The following is a 15,338-nucleotide window of genomic DNA, read 5'->3' as shown; positions in this document are numbered from 1 at the left end:
GGTGCTCTCTGCACAATCACCAGGCTCTGTCTTTACTTTATCGTTTCAGCCTTATTGGTGTCGATGCCCTCGCAGCGTCAAAGCCAACTCAAAAGGATACGTTTCATGTTGCATCCACGTGCCCGAACGATGCTATTGCTATCGATACCTGCAATCATTATTGGTATCGCTTGCGGTCTGGTATTGATTGCGGTGATGAAAATGGCGTCGGTATTACAGAATATTCTGTGGTTCAGCCTGCCCGGAAGCTTAGGTATCCCTGCCAGTAGCCCATTCTGGACGATAGCCCTCCTCACCGCTACCGGCATCGCCGTCGGCCTGTTGGTCCGTTTTAGCCCCGGTCACGCGGGGCCAGACCCGGCAACAGAGTCATTAATTGGCGCCCCCGTCAGCACCAGCGCGCTGCCGGGCGTACTCGCTGCGCTGGTATTAGGCCTTGCCGGTGGCGTTAGCCTCGGACCCGAACATCCGATTATGGTGCTCAATATCGCGCTGGTGGTCGCGACGGGTAGCCGCTTATTCCCGCGCGTCAGCACGCTGGACTGGACGATCCTCGCGGCATCCGGCACGATCGGCGCGCTGTTTGGCGTCCCGGTGGCCGCAGCGCTCATCTTTGCGCAAACGCTGAATAGCGACAACGATGTGCCATTATGGGACAGGTTATTTGCCCCGCTGCTCGCCGCATCAGCGGGTTCTTTAACCACAATGTTATTTTTTCACCCCCGCTTTTCACTGCCCATTCCCGCTTACTCTCGGCTGCACCTCGTAGACATTTTTAGCGGCGCCGTCGTTACGCTTATTGCGATTGCCGTCGGTATGGTCGGCGTCTGGTGCTTGCCGCGTTTACACGCGCTAATGCAAACCCTGAAAAATCCGATACTGGCCCTGGGTATCGGCGGCTTTTTATTGGGGGTACTTGGCGTCATTGGCGGACCTGTCACACTGTTTACAGGCCTGGATGAAATGCACCAGTTGGTTTTTAACCAGACATTAACCGCCAACGATTTACTGCTTATTGCTCTGGTCAAGCTGGCGGCGCTGGTGGTGGCTGCCGCCAGCGGCTTTCGGGGCGGTCGAATATTCCCGGCGGTGTTCGTCGGCGTCGCACTCGGCCTGATGCTGCATACGCATGTGAATGCGGTCCCGGCCGCAATCACCGTCTCCTGCGCGATTCTCGGGCTGATGCTGGTGGTGACGCGTGATGGCTGGTTGAGCTTGTTTATGGCCGCCGTCGTGGTGCCGGATGCCACCCTACTCCCGTTGCTGTGTATCGTTATGCTTCCGGCCTGGCTGCTACTGGCCGGAAAACCGCTGATGCTCGCCAGACGGCGCAATAACTAAACACGATGATTTCGCTGTTTACGATAGCAGATTTCAGCGCGATACCAGGGCTGCGGATCTCCAGAACGAAACGGGCAAAAAGCGGGCGAACGTTGTCGCCATCTATACGTTAACTTAACAAAACGTGCTCCCACTAACGATTTAAGAGTCCCCCGATGCGACGGAGCTTTACCGCTCCGTAATATCCGGGCAAAGGCCAATAATGGCCCCGATCGTGAAGGAGAAGAGTATGTTCAGGTCACTGATTCTGGCTACGGTGCTACTGGCTTCGGCCCCATGGGCTGTAAATGCCGGGGAAATCACCCTGTTGCCATCAATAAAATTGCAAATCGGCGATCGCGACAATTATGGCCATTACTGGGACGGCCACGGCTGGCGTGACCGAGATTACTGGCGCAGACACTATGAATGGCGCAATAACCGCTGGTATCGCCACGACAATGGCTGGCATCGTGGCTGGGATAAACGCGCGGCTTACGAGCGTGGATATCGTGAAGGCTGGAACGATCGCCATAACCGACACGGCGGCTGGGAAGATGGGCCAGGGGATCGCTGGCATCCTTAATCGCAAAGGCATCCTCTGCCATCTTTCTTACGTCTGAGGTATGTCAGCACTCAGAGGGGAACCAGATGGTTCCCCACTCTATATTTTATCTGTAGCGCCGTAAAACCCCATCCTTCAGGGCGGGGATATAAGGCGTGGTTTTTAAACTAGCCAGGTGTTTCCTGTTGCTCAATGTACTGGCGAATAATGGATATTGGTGCACCACCACAACTCCCTGCGAAATAACTTGGTGTCCAAAGAACCCCTTTGTAGTAATAACGCTGCGCAATGTCAGGACGATCCCGTCGAAGCAATCGACTCGAAACTCCTTTGAGGCTGTTAACCAGATTTGATACTGCGATCTTTGGCGGGTAGTTGATCAGTAAATGCACGTGATCGCATTCTCCGTCCATCTCAACCAACTCAACATCAAAATCAGCACAGACGCTGGCAAAGTAGCTACGCAGTTTTTCAATCGCATCCTGATCAAATATTTTTCGCCTGTATTTTGTGACAAAGACCAAATGAACATGCATCAGGAATACACAATGTCTGCCACGGCGAATATCGGTTTCATTTTTCATAGACCAAAGTATAATAGGTGAAATGAAACGCCTACAAGCTTTTAAATTCCAGTTAAGACCAAATGGTCAGCAGGAGCGTGATATGTTGCGCTTCGCTGGGGCTTGTCGTTTTGTTTTCAATCGGGCGTTAGCACTTCAGAATGAGAATCACGAAGCAGGGAACAAATACATTCCCTATACAAAGATGGCTTCATGGCTCATTGAGTGGAAATCTGACACAGAGACACAATGGCTGAAAAAAGCCCCATCACAGCCGTTACAGCAATCACTGAAAGACCTTGAGCGAGCCTACAAAAATTTCTTTCAGAAACGGGCTGCTTTCCCCCGCTTCAAAAAACGGGGTCAAAATGACGCATTCCGCTACCCGCAGGGCGTGAAGCTCGATCAGCCCAACAATCGAATATCGTTGCCAAAGTTAGGGTGGATACGCTATCGCAACAGCCGTGAAGTCATTGGCGAAGTGAAAAACGTCACGGTCAGCCAGTCATGCGGCAAATGGTACGTCAGTATCCAGACAGAATACGAAGTGGCTGATCCGGTTCACAACGCAGAGTCAATGGTCGGACTGGATGCCGGAGTCACAAAACTCGCCACACTTTCAGATGGCACGGTATATCAGCCCGTCAACAGCTTTAAAGCAAGCCAGCGTAAGCTGGCAATGCTCCAGCGACAATTAAGCCGCAAAGAAAAGTTCAGCGCAAACTGGCAGAAACAGAAGCGAAAAATCCAGCGTTTTCATTCGCACATTGCCAATATCCGGCGGAACTACCTTCACAAAGTCACCACTGAAATCAGCAAAAACCACGCAATGATCGTCATTGAGGACTTGAAGGTCAGTAACATGTCGAAATCGGCAAAAGGTACGTCAGAACAGCACGGGCGAAACGTCAAAGCCAAATCAGATTTGAACCGTTCGATACTGGATCAGGGCTGGTACGAAATGCGCCGTCAACTTGAATACAAGCAGCTTTGGCGCGGCGGTCAGGTGTTGGCAGTCCCTCCGGCATATACCAGTCAGCGGTGTGCCTGCTGTGGTCATACAGCGAAAGAAAATCGCCAGTCACAAAGTAAATTTGAGTGCCTTGAATGCGGATATATCGAAAATGCCGATATCAATGGGGCACGTAACATCTTAGCGGCTGGACATGCCGTGCTTGCCTGTGGAGGGAGGGTGCAGTCAGACCGCCCGTTGAAGCAGGAACCCACCGAGGCGAGTCAGGCTACGGTCTGAACGCTGTAGGAATCCTCGCCCTTTAGGGCGGGGAGGATGTCAAGACTAACCAGATATCGTGCCGACAATCAGCCAACCGTTGAGCACCACCACGATCGCGACGATCGTCCATCCCAGCAGTTTCAGCCAACGGGCATTAACTAAGTCGCCCATCAGTTGCGAATTGCTGGTGAAGATAAGCAGCGGCACCAGCGCCAGAGCGATACCGAAACTCAGTAATACCTGGCTCATAACCAGAATGCGTGTCGGATCCAGTCCCATCAGGATGACAATAAATGACGGCAGCATCGTCACCGTCCGGCGAAACCAGAGTGGTATATGGAAGCGGATAAAACCTTGCATGACCACCTGCCCCGCCAGCGTCCCCACCACAGTGGACGACAAACCGGCGGCCATCAGACTAAGGCCAAAGATGGTCGCCGCCGCCTGACTCAACAAAGGTTCCAGAGTCAGGTAAGCCTGATCGAGGTCGGCAATACCGCTGTGGCCGCTGAAATGAAAGGCCGCGGCAGCGGTCGCCATCATCGCCAGGTTAACAAAACCAGCGATAGTCATGGCAACCGCCACATCCCAGCGCGTGGCGTTGTAGCGTTCTTTACGCGTCCCGCCGCGCAAATCCTGAGTTAGCGAAGAATGCAGGTAGATAACATGCGGCATGATCGTCGCCCCCAACACCCCGGCGGCAAGAAAAACCGCTTCCTGGGTCGGCAGCGACGGAATAAGCATCCCCTTCGCCAGCGGCGCCATCGCCGGTTGAGAGAAGATGAGTTCGACCACATATGCCGCGGCGACAAACAGCAGCAGTCCGCCGATCACTTTTTCCAGCGGTTTTTGACCACGACGCTGTAACATCAGAATCAGGAAGGTCGCAATCCCTGTCAATACGGCACCCTGAAGTAATGACACGCCGAACACCATCTTAAATCCAATGGCCGCACCGACAAACTCAGCAAGGTCGGTGGCCATGGCGATGATTTCCGCCTGCACCCAGTAAAACCACACCACCGGACGCGGATAGTGATCACGAATTTGCTCCGCCAGATTTTTACCGGTGGCAATACCCAGCTTTGCCGACATGACCTGAATCAGCATCGCCATCAGATTCGCCCAGACCACAACCCACAGAAGTTGATAACCAAAGCTGGCCCCGGCCTGGATATTGGTGGCGAAATTACCCGGATCGATATAGCCAATGGCAGCAATGAACGCAGGCCCCATCAGGGCGAGCTTAATCTTGCGCGCTGCGCGACCACTGCTATTCTCAACGCGACTGCTTGTCATTTTCTGCCTCTGAAAATATAGCCTTTGCTATGTTTCATGCTATCAAAGTGCGAATGATTATCAAGTTCATTTGTAAAGGTGATAATGATTACTGTGATAGGGGGGAGCAATAGCGGGCCAATAACGGAAAACTGAGGTTGATAAACGTTGCTTTATCTCACCGTCATCAGAATAGTACATCGGTGCAACTTTTAAAACCTTTACGCAACATAACAAAAATCAATGATCGATCACTATTCTTTCCCTTCTTCACATATCCTTGCAATAATGTGCTCTGCATCTCGTTTTCTTTTAAACTGTTACATAAAATGTGCACAGAAATTTAACCTGCCTCATGTTTGGAGCAAATATGGACCGCGTCCTGCATTTTATTCTCGCGATCGTAGTGGTTGCCATTCTGGCCCTGTTGGTCAGCCACAACCGTAATCAGATTCGTGTACGTTACGTCATTCAACTGCTTGTCATTGAAGTGTTACTGGCCTGGTTCTTCCTGAACTCTGATATTGGTCTGGGTTTTGTACAAGGCTTCGCCGGGATGTTTGAAAAACTCCTCGGTTTTGCCAACGAAGGGACAAACTTCGTCTTCGGCAGCATGAACGATAAAGGCCTGGCTTTCTTCTTCCTGAAAGTGTTGTGCCCCATCGTTTTCATCTCCGCGCTGATCGGTATTTTGCAACATATTCGTGTCCTGCCGATTATCATTCGCGCAATTGGCACCGTACTGTCCAAAATCAACGGCATGGGTAAACTGGAATCCTTCAATGCGGTCAGCTCGCTGATTCTGGGCCAGTCGGAAAACTTCATCGCCTATAAAGATATTCTTGGGAAAATGTCCCGCAACCGCATGTACACAATGGCAGCGACAGCGATGTCGACCGTCTCTATGTCTATCGTGGGCGCGTACATGACCATGCTGCAGCCGAAATACGTTGTGGCGGCGCTGGTGCTCAACATGTTCAGTACTTTCATCGTTCTGTCGCTCATTAACCCGTATCGCGTGGACGAAAGTGAAGAAAACCTGCAGATGTCCAATCTCCATGAAGGACAAAGTTTCTTCGAAATGCTGGGCGAGTACATCCTGGCGGGTTTTAAAGTGGCGATTATCGTCGCTGCAATGTTGATCGGTTTCATCGCGCTGATTGCTGCGCTGAACGCCCTGTTCGCCACCGTGACCGGCTGGTTCGGCTACAGTATCTCCTTCCAGGGGATCCTTGGCTACATCTTCTATCCGATCGCATGGGTAATGGGCGTACCTGCGGGCGAAGCGCTGCAGGTAGGGAGTATTATGGCAACCAAACTGGTTTCTAACGAATTCGTCGCGATGATGGATCTGCAGAAAATTGCCGCTACGCTCTCTCCACGTGCGGAAGGCATCCTTTCTATCTTCCTGGTCTCCTTCGCCAACTTCTCCTCTATCGGCATTATCGCGGGGGCGATTAAAGGATTGAACGAGGAACAAGGTAACGTGGTTTCCCGTTTCGGCCTGAAACTGGTCTATGGTTCGACGCTGGTGAGCGTGCTCTCTGCGTCTATCGCCGCCCTGGTGCTGTAATTAGCAACCTGTATTGCGAAGCCGGGCAAGCCCCGGCTTTTTCATACCCGCAATTCACTCAAGGGTTGCGGTTTACCAATCAGATATCCCTGTAAATAATCGACGCCTAATTGCAAAAGCCGGGTTCTCTGCTCCTGGGTTTCGACATACTCCGCAACCACCTTCATATTTTTAGCCTTCGCCATTTCAATAATGGATTTAACCATAATGACATCTAGCGGATCGGTTGCGATATCACGCACAAAGCAACCGTCTATTTTTACAATATCAGCCTGTAAATTTTTCAGGCGCTCATAGTTGGCGTAGCCGGTGCCAAAGTCATCAATAGCGATACTGCAGCCGAAATTTCGTAACTGTTGGATGTTATACATACTGATTTCAATATCAGAAAATACCTGCTCTTCGGTCACCTCAATGGTTATCGTCCCCGGCGCCAGGTTGTAACGTTTAAACAGCATGATAATTTGCGCCGCGCTATCTTGTTGCATCAATGTGTGAGGCAGCAGGTTGACCGAAAAATGCTTACCCGGATAGTGATGCAGGACGCGGCATAACGCTTCCAGCACCTGCATATCAAAACGCTGGCTCAGGTTGAACCGGCTAACCAGTGGAATAAACTGCTGCGGCATGATGATGGCGTTACCGCAGCGCATCCGACAGAGTATCTCGTAATAACCTTCTCCAGTTGCATTCTGAATAGGCTGAGCATATAGCAGCAACGAGCCTTTATTAATGGCGTGTTCAACCTGTCTGAGCAGATGAAGCTGTTCGCTTGAGCGCTCGGGAATTTGTCCCTGCCCCATATTCAATGCCCCTACGCGAGAGGTTTCCCCAGCCTGCTCACGCCATCTAATCCTCATCCTCTCGCTACGTGCATAGATATCTGCCATATAAAACAAACAGACAGTAAACGAAATTAACACGGAAAGAACAAATGCTAGTGAATACTCAATGCTTACCCCATGTAAAAAATTCGGATGATAAACAACGAGTAAAAATGCTGATATGGACCATAAAATGCGAATCAGCGTCTGTCCCAGACGCCCAATACCTACGAAGTACAAAATAAAAACAAGAGGAACTAAATAACCTCCAATCAAATCAGAAATATAAGGCGTACAAAGCACAAATAATATGGTGACCAGGGCAATAAACCAGTACAACGTAAATATTCTATGCCCATACGCCAGACACGGCTGGCAATGATTGCGCCAAAATACACGTGCATATCGCGGACTGATAATCATCCGCAATGGATAATAGAACAGCGCCGTAAAAATTAATCCCGCACTAATCAGACTTTGTATATCGATAATTGTGTAGATTATCGATATATGGCCGAAATAACCAGACATTGCCACTGGAAACGAGAAAAATTGCCCCACCACATACATGCTACCTTTCAACAACAGCGGGGCGAAGAAACCGGCCCAAAAAATCCGCATGCCCCAATGCTTCCCCCTCAGGCCGCTGCGCCAGCGTCTTCCAGACTGAAAGCGAATAATCGCGCAGGAAACAAGAACCGGGATGAGCTGGCAAAACAACAAAATCATCGCCTGCGGTAACGCCAGACCGACAATCAGGGTATTATCGATTGCAAACGTGATAATCAATGGTACAACAGCATACCGACCAAATATAAAAAGGAGTGAATACATGGCGCTCAACGGTAACCACACCAGATAGAGTTGATTCTCACCAAGGAAAATTTGTGGGGAAATAAATCTGGAAAGAGGGATAGTAATAAAACAGATCAATAACGCCAGCAGAGTTCTTTTAATTTTAACAGCAGAATAGTTAATCATTATTGTTGTTATTAACTCGCTCAGCATAACATCTATATGAACAAATATTATGCTGCTTAATAATGGCAGGCAAGATATTAAATCGAGAAAAAATCTGAAATTACCTTTCGCTAAGGGATATGCCTGTTATGGACAAAAAATCATTCGAGATGCATTGGGGGTCCACTGAATGCCTTCCCTGGAGCGGGTATGAGTCAGTAACCGTGGTGAGCGACAAAACTGTCGGAGCAGATCTGAATGCACGGACGACGCCTCTTAAGAGCGCATTTCATGGAGGTGATGCATCACGCAGCGACTAGCAAAGGAGTCATCGTAGGGGGACGCATCCAGGTCAAGTTGCAAGCGCGTTAACGATGAAGCGCTAAGCTTAGCGTATTCATTTATTATGGAATATTTTGCGGAAACCACGGGAGAATTGAAATTTGGTGGAGCTAAGCGGGATCGAACCGCTGACCTCTTGCATGCCATGCAAGCGCTCTCCCAGCTGAGCTATAGCCCCGAAGAAACTCTTTACGAACCAAACCTGATGGGTGCAGGTTTTGGTGGAGCTAAGCGGGATCGAACCGCTGACCTCTTGCATGCCATGCAAGCGCTCTCCCAGCTGAGCTATAGCCCCGTAACGTAAAGCGTGTCGTGTTGACGGGCGGCATAATATGAATTCCTTCGCCAGGTGTCAACGGCAAAATCAACCTCGACTCTTTGATCGCTGAAAAAGCAGACAAACGGCTGACATTGCGAGCATTATCGCAGCCAAAAGCCAAACATGTCACCCTTTCCTCTAAAAGGATGCTATAACATGTACAACTAATTCCCATATATTTACTCAGGAAATAGTATGCTCAAGGAACGAATGACACCTGAAGAAATAGCGCATCTGACTGGTTTCAGTCGGCAAACAATTAACAAATGGGTCCGCAAAGAGGGGTGGCAAACATCTCCGCGCCCTGGCGTGCAGGGCGGAAAGGCGCGTCTCGTACATGTCAATGAACAAGTTCGCGAGTTTATTCGCAGCGCACAACGCGTGGCTGAGAATCCAGTCCCCTATTCTCCCGCCGATAACAATCTGGAATCGCTGCTGCTTACCCTGAGTAAAGAGATGACGCCGGGAGAGCAAAAACAGTTGATGTCGCTGCTGCTTCGTGAAGGGATCAGCGGGTTGCTCAATCGGCTGGGTATTCGCGACCAGTAAGTCACATCATGATGAAACTCAAAGACAAAATGACGGCAGCGGAGCTCGCTAAAGGCCTTAAACTTACCCGACAAACAATCAACCGCTGGGCCAGAGAGCAAAAATGGCGAACAGAAACCATACCAGGCATTAAAGGCGGGCGCGCTCGTCTGATTGTTATCGATCAGGCGGTAATTGATTATCTGGCAAATAGTAAGGAATTCCGGGGATTGACCATTGACAACCAGCTTGCAGAAGCGCCCGTTAACTACTTCGTTAATGATGCAGACGCGGTCAGACGTCAAATCGTCGAAACGCTGCACCTTATGTCCCGGTCAGAACAGTTACAGTTGCGCGATCTTCTGGTGCGCGAGGGGATCAGCGGATTTTTATCCCGGCTTGGTATTACTGGGGCGGAATAATAGCTAAAAAAGCGGCGGGAATAACTCCGCCGCTTTACTGTATCTCTTATCTGAATCAGGACTGCTGGCTTTCACGCCCGGCAATAAAGGCCAGCGCTTTATTAATACGCTCTATGCTACGCGATTTACCGATCGCGTGGACGGTTACATCAAGTGCCGGAGACTGGCCCGCCCCCGTGACGGCTACGCGCAACGGCATACCGACTTTCCCCATACCGACTTCCAGTTCATCCGCCGTCGCCTGGATCGCATGGTGAACATTCTCTGCCGTCCAGTCACTGATGGCGACGAGCTTATCGCGCACCACTTCCAGCGGCTGACGAGCAACCGGTCGCAGATGTTTTTTCGCCGCATCGGCATCAAATTCAGCAAAGTCTTCGTAGAAATAACGGCAGCTTGTCGCCATCTCTTTCAGCGTCTTGCAGCGCTCGCCCAGCAATGTCACCAGCTCAGCCAACTGCGGACCGTTACGGGTATCGATATTTTCCTGCTCAATGTGCCATTGCAGATGCGTCGCTACATATTCCGGCGCCAGCGAATTAATATAGTGATGGTTCAGCCACTGCAGTTTTTCAGTATTGAACGCGCTCGCCGATTTACTCACTGCGCTCAGACTAAACAGTTTGATCATCTCTTCACGCGAAAAAATCTCCTGGTCGCCGCTGGACCATCCCAGACGCACCAGATAATTCAACAGCGCTTCCGGCAAATAGCCATCATCACGATACTGCATTACGCTCACCGCGCCGTGGCGCTTGGAGAGTTTTTTACCGTCATCGCCGTTGATCATAGAGACGTGAGCATAAACCGGCACCGGCGCGTTCAATGCTTTCAGGATATTGATCTGACGCGGAGTATTATTGATATGATCTTCGCCGCGAATCACGTGGGTAATCGCCATATCCCAGTCATCAACCACCACACAGAAGTTGTAGGTCGGGGAACCATCGGTACGACGGATGATCAAATCGTCCAGTTCCTGATTACTGAATTCGATAGGGCCACGGATCTGGTCGTCAAAAATAACGGAGCCTTCTTCTGGATTGGCAAAACGCACAACATAAGGCTCGTCATCAGCATGATGTTCGTGACCATGGCGACAACGACCGTCATAACGCGGTTTTTCGCCTTTTGCCATTTGCTCTTCACGCAGCGCGTCCAGACGCGCTTTGGAGCAATAGCATTTATAGGCAGTGCCCGCCTCCAGCATTTCATCAATCACGGCATTGTAGCGATCAAAACGTTTGGTCTGAAAATACGGACCTTCATCCCATTCCAGGTTCAGCCAGTTCATACCATCCATAATGGCTTCAATGGCTTCTGGCGTTGAGCGCTCAAGATCGGTGTCTTCAATACGCAGCACAAACTCACCGCCGTGGTGACGTGCAAAAAGCCAGGAATAGAGAGCAGTACGCGCACCGCCAACATGTAGATAGCCTGTCGGACTAGGCGCGAAACGAGTTTTGATTTTCATGAATTGGCCTTACGTTTGATAAAGATGCCGACACGCGGCAGTGTTCGTTAGATTTTATGGACGAATATTCTAACACCGTGGGCTGATTCCTCAATGTTGTTACCATTTCAACGTCACGCTTTATCTTTTTGTTTATAAATCATGCGCCATAGATGGCATGGCAATCGTTTTGTTTAATTTTACGACGAACAAAAAAATTATTTAGAAAAGGCGTTGACTCATTTTCAACTCTCCCTATAATGCGACTCCACACAGCGGGGGTGATTAGCTCAGCTGGGAGAGCACCTCCCTTACAAGGAGGGGGTCGGCGGTTCGAACCCGTCATCACCCACCAACTACTTCACGTAGTCTCCGCCGTGTAATCCACTATATTTTGCGTTGTGGTCAAGCGGCAACTGAATAACTCTGTTGAACTTACATAAAGTAAGCGATTGGAGTAAATAAAGAAAGTCGATGTAATAACGTGAAAAATGGGGATTAAAGCAAGAAATTGAGAAGTGGGTGATTAGCTCAGCTGGGAGAGCACCTCCCTTACAAGGAGGGGGTCGGCGGTTCGATCCCGTCATCACCCACCACTTTCTCGCCAGCGAAATTTCTTGCAAAATGAAGTACTAAAGTGGGTGATTAGCTCAGCCGGGAGAGCACCTCCCTTACAAGGAGGGGGTCGGCGGTTCGATCCCGTCATCACCCACCACTTCGGGTCGTTAGCTCAGTTGGTAGAGCAGTTGACTTTTAATCAATTGGTCGCAGGTTCGAATCCTGCACGACCCACCAGTGTAAAAAAGCGCCCTAAAGGCGCTTTTTTGCTATCTGTGATAGATAAGATTCGAACCTGCAGCAGGTTCGGGTCGAACGAAGTGAAGACAACGGAGCCGCCCGCGGCGACGGCCCGAAGGGCGAGCAAAGCGAGTCATCCTGCACGACCCACCAGTGTAAAAAAGCGCCCTAAAGGCGCTTTTTTGCTATCAGCGATGTAAAGATTTTTACCTGCCACAGTACACGAGCCGCCCGCGGCAACGATAGGCCCACCTCCCTGTGCTAAACCCGCTAACACGCTATAACCCCCAGACGCTGAAGGCCATAAAAACAGGCTAAAAATTTCAGCAAATTTACGCCTCCAACTACCTCGACAAAAATGCCGAATGTCCCTCCGCCCGAACGTTAATGACCATCACTTTTGCCTCTCCCTTTTGAGAATAAAAACACAACCATTTGATTTTATTAAATTTAAATAATGGCATTGTTTGTGCATTACAAAGCTGAACTTTTTGTTTCTTCGTTAAGGAGCCGACATGAACCGCTTTGTGGTTGCCGATCCTCAGTGGTGCATAGGATGTAACACCTGTCTTGCCGCATGTTCCGAGGTGCATAAAACACAAGGTCTACAACGACATCCAAGACTGGCGATGGTAAAGACGACAACACAAACCGCGCCCATCCTCTGTCGTCACTGTGAGGATGCCCCCTGTAAGCAGGTTTGTCCGGTTAACGCCATCTCCCTTCAGAACGATGCGATTCAACTGAACGAAACACTCTGTATCGGTTGCAAACTTTGCGGTCTGGTATGTCCTTTTGGCGCGATTGTTCCTTCCGGAAGCCGACCAGTAAACGCGCCAGAACAGTTTGCGCATCTGGCGCAAGGAGAGCTTAGCGACACACCGGAAAGCACGCCGTCTCTGCATCCTTTTTTACGTTGGGAGGCGGGGGTACAGGCCATCGCAGTGAAATGCGATCTCTGTTATTTCCTTCCGGAAGGGCCAGCCTGCGTGCGTGCGTGCGTTACTCATGCCCTGCACCTGGTTACCGACGATCTCTTAAAACAGCAGGTGAAACAGAAGCATCGTCTTACCGCAGAGTATTTGAACGACGGCGGTGTGGCTTCTCTTTCCTTTACTTCGGAAAAATTGTAATGGATGCTCTGCAATTATTGATGTGGTCACTGACGCTGTATCTCGTTGGCGGGGTAGCGTCACTGTTGCTCTGTGGACGGGATAAAAGCGCCATTAATATGGCTGGCATTTGCGCCATGCTCGGCGGCATTGCCGGCATTGCTGGCGCCGTCACGCAGCTCAAATCCGGCACAACGCTAACCTGGCACGCTGTAACCCCCTTCCCCTTCGCTGAACTCAGCGTGCGCATGGACACGCTTTCTGCCTTTATGGTGCTGGTCATTTCACTGTTGGTTACGGTCTGCGCGCTCTATTCGCTGGCTTATATGCGCGAATACATCGGCAAAGGTGCGGCGGTAATGGGCTTTTTTATGAATCTCTTTATCGCATCAATGGTCGGATTACTGGTGATGGACAACGCGTTCTGGTTCATCGTGCTGTTTGAAATGATGTCGCTGGCCTCCTGGTTTCTGGTCATTGCTGAGCAAGATGAAGAATCTATCCGGGCGGGGATGCTCTACTTCTTTATCGCCCATGCGGGATCTGTGCTCATTATGATCGCCTTTTTCCTGTTCTGGCGGGAGACCGACAGCCTCGATTTTGCCAGCTTCCGCCAAACTTCGCTTTCACCTGGCGTGGCATCCGCCATCTTCTTGTTAGCATTTTTCGGCTTTGGCGCCAAAGCCGGGATGTTGCCGCTGCACAGTTGGCTACCGCGCGCCCACCCCGCGGCACCGTCGCACGCCTCGGCCCTGATGTCCGGCGTGATGGTGAAAATCGGTATTTTCGGTATGCTGAAAGTCGGTATCGATCTGCTGGGACATAGCGGCATCGCGCTCTGGTGGGGCATTGTCGTTCTGGCATTCGGTGCCGTATCCTCGGTACTGGGCGTGTTATACGCCCTGGCGGAGCACGATATCAAACGCCTGCTGGCATGGCATACCGTCGAAAATATCGGCATCATCCTGCTCGGCGTTGGCGTCGGGATGATTGGACTATCGCTGCACTATCCCGTGCTGGCGGCGGTTGGCCTGCTGGGCGCCCTCTTTCATCTGCTTAATCACGCCCTGTTCAAAGGTCTGCTCTTCCTTGGCGCCGGTTCAATTATCTGGCGTCTGCACACCCGCGATATGGAAAAAATGGGCGCGCTGGCGAAGCGAATGCCGTGGACCGCAGGCGCGTTTCTTGTTGGCTGCCTGGCGATTTCAGCCATGCCGCCACTCAACGGATTTATCAGCGAGTGGTACACCTATCAGTCACTCTTCGCGATGACTCGCATTGACGACATCGTGCTGCGTCTCGCTGGCCCTGTCGCCATTGTGATGCTGGCAATCACCGGGGCGCTGGCGGCAATGTGTTTTGTCAAAGTGTACGGTATCAGTTTCTGCGGCGCGCCGCGAAGTGAAGCAGCAGAAAAGGCGCAGGAAGCCCCCTGGCAGATGACCGTAGCCATGTTGATACTCGCTGCGCTATGTGTATTAACCGGTGTTTTCGCCTGTTGGGTCGCGCCGCAAATCATGTCTGTCGTGCTTACCTTTACCACCGTTTCGGCCATACCGGCGACCCAGGGCGTAGCGCTCATTCCAGGTGAAATGCATCAAACCCTGCTGACGCCCTCGGCAATCTTCCTGTTGCTTATCGCCCTGCCCATTTTGCCGGGCCTGTTCTGGCTGGTAAACCGTCCACGCCGTGGCGCCTTCCGCCGCACCGGCGAGGCCTGGGCCTGCGGGTACGGCTGGGAGAGTCTGATGGCGCCTTCCGCTGGCAGTTTTACCCAGCCGTTGCGCGTCATGTTCTCCGCGCTTTACCGAATGCGTAAACAACTCGACCCCAGCGCCTCACTTGCCGGGGGGCTGGCACACATGACCCATGTGGCGCAACACACCGAACCGTTCTGGGATGAATACATCATTCGCCCGATCGTACAGACGACACACAGGCTGGCGCAACGCGTACAGCACTTGCAAAGCGGCGATTTTCGCCTTTATTGCCTGTACGTTGTCGCCACGCTGATTGTTCTACTGTTGGCTATTGCCGTCTGAGGAAA

The 15,338-nt window shown here is 51.1% G+C and carries 12 protein-coding genes, 6 tRNA genes and 1 other RNA gene; 13 read left to right on the top strand and 6 right to left on the bottom strand.

Annotated elements, in window-relative coordinates; genetic code table 11:
- The first annotated feature begins 105 nt into the window (after positions 1–105).
- Together ABK821_RS10190 and ABK821_RS10185 are read left to right on the top strand one after the other, a co-directional pair.
- A complete protein-coding gene (locus ABK821_RS10190) occupies positions 106–1,341 on the top strand; it encodes an ion channel protein (protein ID WP_138361447.1) in 1,236 nt (411 codons plus the stop codon).
- Between the two features lie 229 nt (positions 1,342–1,570).
- Positions 1,571–1,906 carry a DUF2502 domain-containing protein gene (locus ABK821_RS10185; RefSeq protein ID WP_308560988.1) on the top strand — a complete coding sequence of 112 codons (336 nt, stop codon included), beginning with the start codon at positions 1,571–1,573 and terminating at the stop codon, positions 1,904–1,906.
- 146 nt (positions 1,907–2,052) lie between these two features.
- Here the strand turns inward: ABK821_RS10185 and tnpA are convergent, their stop codons facing one another.
- Positions 2,053–2,469, bottom strand: coding sequence for an IS200/IS605 family transposase (tnpA, locus tag ABK821_RS10180; protein WP_138361450.1), 417 nt, complete (start codon positions 2,467–2,469; stop codon positions 2,053–2,055).
- A 22-nt stretch (positions 2,470–2,491) separates the two neighbouring features.
- On the opposite strand from tnpA, the gene ABK821_RS10175 reads away from it, so the two are divergent.
- Positions 2,492–3,700, top strand: a complete 1,209-nt coding sequence (locus ABK821_RS10175) for a transposase (protein WP_343178229.1) — start codon at positions 2,492–2,494, stop codon at positions 3,698–3,700.
- A gap of 45 nt (positions 3,701–3,745) precedes the next feature.
- Here the strand turns inward: ABK821_RS10175 and ABK821_RS10170 are convergent, their stop codons facing one another.
- Positions 3,746–4,981 (bottom strand): Nramp family divalent metal transporter, encoded by a 1,236-nt coding sequence (locus ABK821_RS10170; protein ID WP_343178228.1) that lies wholly within the window; start codon positions 4,979–4,981, stop codon positions 3,746–3,748.
- 349 nt (positions 4,982–5,330) lie between these two features.
- Here ABK821_RS10170 and ABK821_RS10165 point away from each other — a divergent pair, with 349 nt between their 5' ends.
- The gene (locus tag ABK821_RS10165; RefSeq protein ID WP_138361453.1) at positions 5,331–6,533 is read left to right on the top strand and encodes a NupC/NupG family nucleoside CNT transporter; all 1,203 of its coding nucleotides are present in this window, start codon (positions 5,331–5,333) and stop codon (positions 6,531–6,533) included.
- A 41-nt stretch (positions 6,534–6,574) separates the two neighbouring features.
- Here the strand turns inward: ABK821_RS10165 and ABK821_RS10160 are convergent, their stop codons facing one another.
- The 3 genes from ABK821_RS10160 to ABK821_RS10150 form a co-directional block, all read right to left on the bottom strand.
- On the bottom strand, positions 6,575–8,338 hold the full coding sequence (locus ABK821_RS10160) for an EAL domain-containing protein (RefSeq protein ID WP_343178227.1): 1,764 nt from the start codon (positions 8,336–8,338) through the stop codon (positions 6,575–6,577).
- 423 nt (positions 8,339–8,761) lie between these two features.
- A tRNA-Ala gene (locus tag ABK821_RS10155) sits at positions 8,762–8,837 on the bottom strand.
- 41 nt (positions 8,838–8,878) lie between these two features.
- Positions 8,879–8,954: transfer RNA gene (locus ABK821_RS10150), tRNA-Ala, on the bottom strand.
- Between the two features lie 219 nt (positions 8,955–9,173).
- On the opposite strand from ABK821_RS10150, the gene ABK821_RS10145 reads away from it, so the two are divergent.
- Both ABK821_RS10145 and ABK821_RS10140 read left to right on the top strand, forming a co-directional pair.
- Entirely contained in the window at positions 9,174–9,527 is a 354-nt protein-coding gene (locus tag ABK821_RS10145; RefSeq protein WP_138361455.1) for a YfeC-like transcriptional regulator, read from the top strand.
- 8 nt (positions 9,528–9,535) lie between these two features.
- Entirely contained in the window at positions 9,536–9,928 is a 393-nt protein-coding gene (locus ABK821_RS10140) for a YfeC-like transcriptional regulator (protein WP_138361456.1), read from the top strand.
- 55 nt (positions 9,929–9,983) lie between these two features.
- On the opposite strand, the gene gltX is transcribed toward ABK821_RS10140, so the two are convergent.
- Positions 9,984–11,402: a glutamate--tRNA ligase gene (gene gltX / locus ABK821_RS10135; protein WP_343178226.1), complete on the bottom strand. Its 1,419-nt coding sequence runs from the start codon at positions 11,400–11,402 to the stop codon at positions 9,984–9,986.
- Between the two features lie 258 nt (positions 11,403–11,660).
- Here gltX and ABK821_RS10130 point away from each other — a divergent pair.
- The 7 genes from ABK821_RS10130 to hyfB all read left to right on the top strand — a co-directional run bounded on the left by ABK821_RS10130 (position 11,661) and on the right by hyfB (position 15,333).
- A tRNA-Val gene (locus ABK821_RS10130) sits at positions 11,661–11,736 on the top strand.
- A 165-nt stretch (positions 11,737–11,901) separates the two neighbouring features.
- Positions 11,902–11,977 (top strand) — tRNA-Val (locus ABK821_RS10125).
- Between the two features lie 43 nt (positions 11,978–12,020).
- A tRNA-Val gene (locus ABK821_RS10120) sits at positions 12,021–12,096 on the top strand.
- A gap of 4 nt (positions 12,097–12,100) precedes the next feature.
- Positions 12,101–12,176: transfer RNA gene (locus tag ABK821_RS10115), tRNA-Lys, on the top strand.
- 24 nt (positions 12,177–12,200) lie between these two features.
- A non-coding RNA gene (locus ABK821_RS10110) (RtT sRNA) lies at positions 12,201–12,332 on the top strand.
- Between the two features lie 362 nt (positions 12,333–12,694).
- On the top strand, positions 12,695–13,312 hold the full coding sequence (locus ABK821_RS10105) for a 4Fe-4S dicluster domain-containing protein (RefSeq protein WP_395033937.1): 618 nt from the start codon (positions 12,695–12,697) through the stop codon (positions 13,310–13,312).
- Complete coding sequence (hyfB, locus tag ABK821_RS10100; RefSeq protein ID WP_142502355.1) at positions 13,312–15,333, top strand: hydrogenase 4 subunit B; 2,022 nt, start codon at positions 13,312–13,314, stop codon at positions 15,331–15,333. The genes ABK821_RS10105 and hyfB overlap by 1 nt, the downstream gene beginning before the upstream one ends.
- Positions 15,334–15,338 lie beyond the last annotated feature (5 nt).

Source organism: Klebsiella sp. KE9456, from assembly GCF_043832615.1.
In the GTDB taxonomy this organism is placed as follows: domain Bacteria; phylum Pseudomonadota; class Gammaproteobacteria; order Enterobacterales; family Enterobacteriaceae; genus Klebsiella; species Klebsiella indica.
The sequence above is the reverse complement of the archived record's forward strand: the minus strand, read 5'-3'. Positions and strand labels throughout refer to the sequence as shown.

Bases quoted from the DNA above. Each gene is read 5' to 3' on its own strand.
- ABK821_RS10190 (WP_138361447.1), top strand. From the start codon at position 106: ATGTTGCATCCACGTGCCCGAACGATGCTATTGCTATCGATACCTGCA.
- ABK821_RS10185 (WP_308560988.1), top strand. From the start codon at position 1,571: ATGTTCAGGTCACTGATTCTGGCTACGGTGCTACTGGCTTCGGCCCCA.
- tnpA (WP_138361450.1), bottom strand. From the start codon at position 2,469: ATGAAAAATGAAACCGATATTCGCCGTGGCAGACATTGTGTATTCCTG.
- ABK821_RS10175 (WP_343178229.1), top strand. From the start codon at position 2,492: ATGAAACGCCTACAAGCTTTTAAATTCCAGTTAAGACCAAATGGTCAG.
- ABK821_RS10170 (WP_343178228.1), bottom strand. From the start codon at position 4,981: ATGACAAGCAGTCGCGTTGAGAATAGCAGTGGTCGCGCAGCGCGCAAG.
- ABK821_RS10165 (WP_138361453.1), top strand. From the start codon at position 5,331: ATGGACCGCGTCCTGCATTTTATTCTCGCGATCGTAGTGGTTGCCATT.
- ABK821_RS10160 (WP_343178227.1), bottom strand. From the start codon at position 8,338: ATGATTAACTATTCTGCTGTTAAAATTAAAAGAACTCTGCTGGCGTTA.
- ABK821_RS10145 (WP_138361455.1), top strand. From the start codon at position 9,174: ATGCTCAAGGAACGAATGACACCTGAAGAAATAGCGCATCTGACTGGT.
- ABK821_RS10140 (WP_138361456.1), top strand. From the start codon at position 9,536: ATGATGAAACTCAAAGACAAAATGACGGCAGCGGAGCTCGCTAAAGGC.
- gltX (WP_343178226.1), bottom strand. From the start codon at position 11,402: ATGAAAATCAAAACTCGTTTCGCGCCTAGTCCGACAGGCTATCTACAT.
- ABK821_RS10105 (WP_395033937.1), top strand. From the start codon at position 12,695: ATGAACCGCTTTGTGGTTGCCGATCCTCAGTGGTGCATAGGATGTAAC.
- hyfB (WP_142502355.1), top strand. From the start codon at position 13,312: ATGGATGCTCTGCAATTATTGATGTGGTCACTGACGCTGTATCTCGTT.